Origin of the sequence: Mesorhizobium sp. M0663, from assembly GCF_040320585.1 — a bacterium.
Classification (GTDB): domain Bacteria; phylum Pseudomonadota; class Alphaproteobacteria; order Rhizobiales; family Rhizobiaceae; genus Mesorhizobium.
On record NZ_JAMYPX010000073.1, the window covers coordinates 1 to 5,714 of the forward strand.

Sequence of the window (5,714 nt, forward strand, 5' to 3'; positions counted from 1 at the left end):
GTCATGTGTCCGCCGCTCCGCTAAACACGGGGGCTGCGCGGCGGACACGCCGACGTCACCGCAATGCCACGCCATTTTGCAGAACTTGACGCACACAACTCCGAAGTGGCGGAGAGGGAGACCTTCGCTGGCAATAGGATGCTAATGATTTCAATGACTTAGCTGTTTAATAAGAGCTAAAACCAGAGCTAAAACCAGAGCAAGGGTTGGCTCACAACCTCGCGCTTTGCTTGGTGTGACGCCGGTTCCTGTACGTTTGGTGCTAACAGCCGTGTAGTCAACTGTCCCGCAGCGACTTGCCCCGGAATGCCAAGCTCTTGCGCGGTTGGCCGCTTTTTTTGTTCGCTGGTGCCGCAGTTTGGTTAATGGGGGGCTTCGTGGTTTAGATCGATGCCGCCCGTTCCCCCAAAACGGTTGTCTCATGCGGGGGCCGGGTGCGTGCAAGTCTGTAGCAAAATTTCGGAGCAAGCCGGATTTCGCTGAGCCGGCGCCACAAGCGCTCGCGATGGGCGATCAGCACTCATGCGGCTCAGGCAGACATTTCGCCGTCATCCTCATCCTTGTCGGCGTGATCTTTTCTGTTTCCTCACGAAAATGTCGTGGCATAACCAGTGCGGAGAAGCTTCCTCCTAATCGACAGGCGGGGCGGTGCCGAAGCTTCGAATAGGCTCCACCACCCCACCGTCGTCTTCAGACTGTTCCGCCAGAGACTTCGCTGCCACGAGGACATTCATCGGCAACATAGTGCGACGGACTAGCCGGCTAAGATCAAGCGCACCGCCTGTTCGCGTGCTCTGTTTAACTGCCTCACGCATGTAACTCACCACCCAGTCAGGAATGCTGAGAATTGTGTTGGCCTGACTGGCGGCATCGAAATTTCGGGGACGGTGACCTTCCGGGCGTATTGCCCGAAGCTTGCGCAAGCTGCCAGCCTGCGTCGATTCCACTACAAAGCCATCTCTGCGCCACAGTTTCTCGATCGCTTTCAGCCTGCCAATCGATTCGCTTTCCAAATGGAACGTAGTGTGTGGTGTCGGATAGAGGCTCCAACTCGCGGACACGCTGCTGGTCCTTGCAGGCCGCCACAACGTCCATGGCGAATTCCCGTCGAGGCCAAGCGCGACGTCGTCGAGCCTGCTGTCCATCGCTGCGTCAGACGATGCCGTCGCCTCTATGAAAGCTTGGAAACCGACATTGAACAGCGGCAAGTGCCCAGCTAAAGGTTCCCTCGGCCACTCTTTGGAGATCAGTTGCCTCCAAAGGCGCAGAGCAACGACGTCGGGCGCATCCGCACCAAGCAGCTCACCCAAATTTTCGACCACGATCGCGAGACGTTGGAGATCGTTGGGATCCGGTTTGGGATCGCGTCGAAGCTTGCGAATCAAAAAGTGCGCGCCTAGCAAGCCGAACAGTGGGTTTCGATATTTGCCCCAGAGCAAATAGTCGAGAGTTTCAGGGTCAGGTCCAGGGCCGCCGGTCACAAGGTCTGCAATGCCCCGTTCGTAGGCATCAATCAACGCATCGGACGGATCGAAGCCGACCCCAGAAGGCCGCATAGATATAGAAGCGGTCGGAAGCTGGGGGCGACCCTCATAAGTCAGAATAAATACGTGTGTGTCCCACCCTTTCGCGATGGGGATCGGCAGGATTGAAATGTCTCCTTCAGAGCCAAAGTAAAGCAGGTCAGAGGTCCCCGGCTCCACGAGATGCAGTGAGTTTCCCTCGTAGATGGCGATATTCTTGCCTCGGTTGTTTAGCGACAGCGATAGCGATCTTGCCATCGGCGTCGCATCGCCCGGCTGCCGCGAACGCACAGAAACGAAAATAGCCTGGCCGCCCTGCGAAGCATCCCATTTGCTTGCATCGACTACCGGATCGGTCAGCCACTCGTGCTTGTCTATTGTGCTGGATAGCAGAGTCGCAGAAGCGCGTCGGGGAAGGTCGAACTGCTGCTCAACCGGTTGATCGCCCACATCAATGTCGTAAGTGATAGATGCCTCCGCATGATCAATGCGGACCTGATAATGTCCCGGAATAAGCTGCTTGCTGACAGAACCAACGCCGCGAGCGATAAGAAAATCGTCGCGAATTATGCTAATGTCGCCGGGCCGGGGTGTGGGCGCGTCCTGCTCAGTGTTGCTGCCGGTCAGGTTGCTCTTCACCGAGATTGAAACCTGCGTGCCGACTCCTTTCCCGCCGTCAGCATATTTCTCCAGCAGTGGTTTGCGATCTGGAGGACCAAGATAAATCTTTGTGTCTGCGGGGACTGCTCGAACTGTCTGCTCTTTGGGTCTTGCAAGATCCGGGACTATGATCCTCAGTCGGTCGAGGAGGTCGCTAAGTTCGATCGTCCCCTGTTTGAGCACTGTCAGCAGACCGGCGGTAAAGTAACCCCGAATCTCCTCATTGACCTCTCCTTCAAATGTGGGCTCGTACTGATCGCTCCCAAAGAGAATCGCGGAATAGCGGTGTCTTGCGTCCGGGTCCCCGCACTCCAACTCGCTTTGCTGCCCCAGCGGAACCACGGCTCGAACGCGGCAGCAGTCGAGAAAAAAGACGCTTTCTGAAAATTTCAAACAGCCAATCGAGGCCTTTATGTAGCTTTCCAAATGAAGAGCAGCGCCAGCATCGAGTGGTGACCAGTTCGCGAGACAGAGCGACTGTTGCTGCCACGAACCGGCACGGCTATGGCCGTGCCCAGTGAAATAAAAATAAAAGCGCCGCCGCAACTTTCCCTCGGACTGATTACGGATCGCGCGAAAGGCATCGTCGATCATCCATTGCCGCGGGCCTAGTGGCTCAACAGTCGAAACGACGAGCTTTGCATTCTCCGGCGCGAGGCCGCCGCCGTCCTTATGAATTAGCCAATCGCGAAAATCAGTCGCGTCCTTGACCGAACCCTTGAGCGATTTCGCGCCCTTGTTCCACTCCGGATAATCGTTGACGCCAATAACCAAGGCATAGTCGTCCGGTGCGTGGGTCATGGTGTTGCTCCCACTATGAAGCGGAGGCTAGCAAGGGTAGCCGGATCGTCGTCGAAACTGCCGTGGTGAAGGGAATTCGTTTGGAGGCCCTGCGCGGTACGGGCGGGGCTTGGAGAATAAGCAAGCCGGTTACCCTCCTGCAACCAAAGGCGCACATCGTCATAGTCACGTCCGGCTGAGGTCGCCGCGCGTCGAAGGTAACGATCCATGCCGACAATGGCCGCATCGGGGCGATCCTCGAAGCAACCAGAGACCATGTAGAGGAGCGATCGAGGATAGATCGGGCCGGCGATACGATCCTGCTTTTCCGCGGCATCGGTCATCGTGAACATTCGGAAGCGTTTGAAAATCTGCGGCCCGCGAGGAATCCAACGGGCGAAAAGGTCCAGACGGACGGCGGGCGCCAGGAAAAGGATATTGCGCAACCGGATTGTGCGCCGGTCAGCTTCGATCGCTGCCAGCATCTCACAGATAGCGATCGATCCAGCGCTGTGGCCCACGACATCGATGATCATTTCCGGCCGGGCCGCCTGCAGCGCTTCGAGCCGCCGCAGCATATATCCCCCACCGTGGCCGTTCACGCCGGGCGTTGCCCCATCGTCGGTCCACATCCGCTGCGCTTTTGCCTTCATTGCGTCCCAGGCGAACTTTCCAACGTCGCCAAGATAGGCAGCGCGCAGCAACTCCTCCACTGCGGTTGGAAGAACATCATGCGCCGTCTCGCTGCGGTAGCGGCGGATCACGGCAACGACGACCTTACCGATGAACAAAGCAACGCCAGTAATAGTCGCGCCTCTCGCACCGTCCTCGAGGTCCAGTTTGCGGCGAATCGGATCAGACCCAAGCACTGCCAAATCGATCAGATCAGGTAACGAAGGGTCGGCCGCAAAATCATATTCAAGGTCGCTAGCGATCGCCTCCGCGTCGAGGTCATCAAGTCCGCTGCTTTTTGCACTCGCGGCCAATTGGGCGGCATCGGCCTGGGCTGCAAGTGCGCCATCAAGCGCCCTTGCACCCTCCGGTGTCTCAAGCATGGCTTCGATTTCTGCGGCAGCGAGTGGGCCACCACCTATGCCCTTGGCTCCGCCGTCATCGCCGACACCTGCCTTGGCTAGCACCCAAGAAAGCGCCTTCTTGAAGACCTTGGTTTCCGTGATTGACAGAAGGTTATCGCGGAACGTTTCGGCAAGACCCGTCTCCCAAATAATCCCTACCGAGGCTGCCGTCGATCCGTAATTACCCGACATCCGTTCCGCGCTTATGAGCCCGGACGCCTCGTTTACCAGCCCCCCATGAAAGTAGAGTACGAGCTGTGAGGCGTCGCCCAACGCATCGCCTAGCAGGTGATCGACATCGGCGGGCGTGCTCGATAATTTTCCGCTCGCCGCGAACCTGCCATCGGCGCCAAGATTGATCCAACATTGCGATGCCATGACTGCCCTCCCAATCCACGCTGAGGATTTGGCGTAGTTCCGAACCGCGCGGGCTCGATGGTACATTAAGTGACCGTATCGACAAACGCAGTATGAAGTGGACCTTCCATCGCGTCGACGCGGCCAGGCTGGATGCGGCGCCCGTGTTGCTCTCGCGCGGCATTTCACTGAAATCAGTCGCGGCGGAGGTCGGACTCTACTCGCCCAGGCGGCTTCCGAAGCATTCGAACGGCGCTTCGGCATCCGAGACCGCGGCCCGGATTTCGGATGAAGATCACACGCTGCAGCGGATTGCGGCGGAACTGACAGACACCAACAAAATGTCGTTCGTGGCAGAACGGCCAGACGGCTCGATTGCCGGCTACGCGATGGCTAAGATGAATGAAGCCGGCGACGTCATGGTTGACCGGCTCCACATCGATCAAAGCGAGTACGGCACCGGGCTAGCCGCTAATATATTGCACGCTGTCTTTGCCGCCCATTCCGGCATCCCGAGCATCGCACTCGAAGTGCTCGAGGGAAACGACCGGGCAATGGCCTTTTACCGCAAACATGGTTCGAAGTGGTCGATCGCAGGGCCGCGTCGCACGGTGCAGAAGGCCATGCATCGTTGATTATGCGCAAACTGCTATCTCGCGCCTAGTCGGAACTCGCGCATCGAACAGTACATCACGTCTTCCGTCCCCAGCGCACCGGCGGCCTCCCCGCTCGCAATCCAAATAGACGTCTTTCAGCTGTTTGATTGGCATGTCAGCGTGAGCGAACGCGAGGTCCTGAGAAGGCTCGATCGCGCGCTCGCGGACCAGCCAAAGGGGATCTCGGCCGAGGCGTAGCCACTGCCGGCGGCCAACCGTCTCGGGATCGAGGCCCAAGCGATCCTGGTGCGCTCGATCGTCGTGCCGGCCGCGCCTGCCTCCGCATGACGGATGGCGCGGCTTCGCAAAGCGCACATGATTTCGTCACGTGAGATGCCGATGTCGCCAAGAACGTCATCGGGTAAACGGCTCAACTGGTCCGTTGCCGACAAGAGAGCTTTTCGCTCGGCGCGGAGGCGTAAACACCTGCGAAATGGACCAATGGCGGCAGCATGAATTATGACCATGATCAGATCGTCCCTTCATTGATCTGAATTGACCGGTACGGAACGGCGCGAATGGCACTCCGGGCGAGAGCGTCAGCCGTCCGCGAGGCAAGTTAGGCGTAGTGGTCGATGGATTGGTTTTGCCGCGGCGTGCCCATACGGCGGGCGGTGGCTGGCCCCGGGCCACGCATGTAATAAAGCTCCGGGCGGTAGCGC

Annotated in this window: 3 protein-coding genes; 1 reads left to right on the forward strand and 2 read right to left on the reverse strand. The window is 58.4% G+C overall.

Annotated features, from left to right (window positions below; all coding sequences use genetic code 11):
* Positions 1-629 precede the first annotated feature (629 nt).
* Positions 630-2,984: a caspase family protein gene (locus tag NKI54_RS35925; protein ID WP_352596240.1), complete on the reverse strand. Its 2,355-nt coding sequence runs from the start codon at positions 2,982-2,984 to the stop codon at positions 630-632.
* On the reverse strand, positions 2,981-4,417 hold the full coding sequence (locus NKI54_RS35930) for a hypothetical protein (protein WP_352634296.1): 1,437 nt from the start codon (positions 4,415-4,417) through the stop codon (positions 2,981-2,983). The genes NKI54_RS35925 and NKI54_RS35930 overlap by 4 nt, the downstream gene beginning before the upstream one ends.
* 92 nt (positions 4,418-4,509) lie before the next feature.
* Here NKI54_RS35930 and NKI54_RS35935 point away from each other — a divergent pair, with 92 nt between their 5' ends.
* Positions 4,510-5,031: a GNAT family N-acetyltransferase gene (locus NKI54_RS35935; RefSeq protein ID WP_352634294.1), complete on the forward strand. Its 522-nt coding sequence runs from the start codon at positions 4,510-4,512 to the stop codon at positions 5,029-5,031.
* Positions 5,032-5,714: the final 683 nt, after the last annotated feature.

Coding starts and splice junctions, on each gene's coding strand:
- NKI54_RS35935 (WP_352634294.1), top strand. CDS start 4,510: ATGAAGTGGACCTTCCATCGCGTCGACGCGGCCAGGCTGGATGCGGCG.
- NKI54_RS35930 (WP_352634296.1), bottom strand. CDS start 4,417: ATGGCATCGCAATGTTGGATCAATCTTGGCGCCGATGGCAGGTTCGCG.
- NKI54_RS35925 (WP_352596240.1), bottom strand. CDS start 2,984: ATGACCCACGCACCGGACGACTATGCCTTGGTTATTGGCGTCAACGAT.